The sequence below is a fragment of the Mesorhizobium sp. M7A.F.Ca.CA.004.12.1.1 genome (assembly GCF_003997835.1).
Lineage (GTDB): Bacteria > Pseudomonadota > Alphaproteobacteria > Rhizobiales > Rhizobiaceae > Mesorhizobium.
On sequence record NZ_RZRK01001370.1, the window covers coordinates 1 to 775 of the forward strand.

The following is a 775-nucleotide window of genomic DNA, read 5'->3' on the forward strand; positions in this document are numbered from 1 at the left end:
GCCGCACAGCTGGCGCGCCGTCTCGGCCTGCCGTTCCGTACCGGCGGTTCGCTCTGCGCGTCGAAGGTTCCGGATGCTCAGGCGGCCTATGAAAGCGCCAACACGCTGAACTCGACCATCCTGGCCGGCACTAATTTCGTGCTGCATTCGGCTGGCTGGCTCGAGGGCGGGCTGGCGTCCTGCTATGAAAAATTCATGATGGACATCGACCAGCTCGGCATGACGCAGAAGTTTTCCGAGGGTGTCGACCTGTCGGAAAACGGCCAGGCGATGGACGCCATCCGCCAGGTCGGCCCCGGCAGCCACTATCTCGGCTGCGACCACACCCAGGCCAATTTCCAGACCGCCTTCTACCGCTCCAACATCGCCGACAACAATTCCTACGAGCAGTGGCTGGCCGAAGGCGAGAAGACAGCGCCGCAGCGCGCCAACGAGCTTGCCCGCCGCTGGCTGGAAAGCTACGAGGCGCCGCATCTCGATCCGAGCATCGACGAAGCGTTGAAGGACTTCATCGCCAAGAAGAAGGGGTCGATGCCCGACGCCTTCACTTGAAAGGAGCCCGAATCAGGCGGGGCTAAAGTCGCCAACATCATCCACAAGGAAGTCTGGCGGAGCGCGTTCTCCGATCCGGTCAAGAAGGAATGATTGCGCGTCGCGGCATGATCGAGGAGATCACGGCCGCGCTTGGCGCCAACGGCCTCATCCTGCGCGGCGGCTTTGTGTTCCCTGGCGACGAGGATGCTCCACATGGCACCTCGGGCGCGCCAGCAAGGTC

General features: G+C 63.2%; 1 protein-coding gene. It reads left to right on the top strand.

The window, feature by feature from the left end:
* A partial coding sequence (locus tag EN984_RS36450; RefSeq protein ID WP_206517582.1) for a trimethylamine methyltransferase family protein occupies nt 1-552 on the top strand: 552 nt, incomplete at its 5' end.
* Between the last annotated feature and the right edge of the window lie 223 nt (nt 553-775).